Source organism: Companilactobacillus halodurans (assembly GCF_009600985.1).
In the GTDB taxonomy this organism is placed as follows: Bacteria; Bacillota; Bacilli; order Lactobacillales; family Lactobacillaceae; genus Companilactobacillus; species Companilactobacillus halodurans.
On the sequence record NZ_VDFP01000195.1, the window covers coordinates 1 to 1,219 of the forward strand.

The 1,219-nt window shown below is 31.5% G+C and carries 2 protein-coding genes; both read left to right on the top strand.

What is annotated here, in order from left to right; translation table 11 throughout:
• Positions 1–635 (top strand): hypothetical protein (locus FHL06_RS13565; RefSeq protein ID WP_238334061.1); only part of this gene is annotated, 635 nt, incomplete at its 5' end.
• Positions 636–825: 190 nt separating this feature from the next.
• Positions 826–1,182 carry an arsenate reductase family protein gene (locus tag FHL06_RS13570; RefSeq protein ID WP_153387170.1) on the top strand — a complete coding sequence of 119 codons (357 nt, stop codon included), beginning with the start codon at positions 826–828 and terminating at the stop codon, positions 1,180–1,182.
• Positions 1,183–1,219 lie beyond the last annotated feature (37 nt).

The window sequence follows — 1,219 nt, forward strand, 5'->3', positions numbered from 1 at the left end:
CCGACGGGACACCGATTACTAATTCGTTAATGTCAGTTTTCACCAAATTGAACGGTGAAACATTCAGGAATTTTGTAATGACGGATAGTGAACCCTCAGGACATTTGACGTTTACAATTCCAGCAGATAAATTGACTCAAGATACTAATACACTGGAAGTTTATGTAGGTGATCCGGCCGCTAATATGACACCAACTTCCAAAGTGATTATTGCTAAAAAAGGTGCATTATCGTTAACCGTTAATAAAGCTTATGAATTTGGCAGTATAAATGATTCATCAGCATCTCGATTGATTTCTCGTAAGGGTAATTGGGATATCATGGTTAACGATGGACGTGAGGCTGGACCAGATAGCACGTGGAATTTGTCAGCTTCGACATCTGATTTAACAAGTAATACTAATAAATTTAATGGAAATATGGTTTTCCGTAACAGTAATGGTGTCGAAAGCATTTTAACAGGTAACAATTTAGTTAATATTGCCAACGGTGTTAAAAATCAGACTGGTCAACAAACTACTAATATTGCAAGTAATTGGGATGATTCTGATGGTATATTCCTTCGTAGTAATGGGTTAACTACGGCTGGTAATTATAGTGGTGAAATTAATTGGACTTTAGCAGATACAGTTTAAATGAGAGTTCTCAGAGAAATCTGAGAGCTTTTTTTATTGTATTTTTTATTTTTAATACTATTTTAAAAATATAATTAAGCTTATTATAACGGACATTTTAAAGTTATAAAAAAAATCAGCTTATTTATTAGAGCGTTTTAGCAATAAATTTGATATATTAATGTTAACTAGTTATAGGAGGTACAGAATCATGATAAAATTTTACCAGTATCCTAATTGTACAACTTGTAAAAAAGCAGCTAAATTTTTACAAGATTACGGTGTGAGTTTTGAACCCATAGATATCGTACAGCATACACCAACTAAAAATGAGTTTAAAGAAATACTAGAAGTAACTGATATCGATATTAATAAATTATTCAATACGCATGGCGCTAAATATCGTGAATTAGGTTTAAAAGATAAACTTAAAGATTTAACAGATGATGAAAAGTTAGATTTATTATCAACAAATGGTATGTTGGTCAAAAGACCATTAGCTATTTCTGGAGATAAAGTTACAGTCGGTTTTAAAGAAGATCAATATAAGGAAACATGGTTATCTTAATTCCTCTTTTGGAAATAGAGTAATCTCTGTAAGTTGA

What these genes read in the sequence shown, in the direction of transcription:
- FHL06_RS13570 (WP_153387170.1), top strand. Translation starts at nt 826, where the DNA reads ATGATAAAATTTTACCAGTATCCTAATTGTACAACTTGTAAAAAAGCA.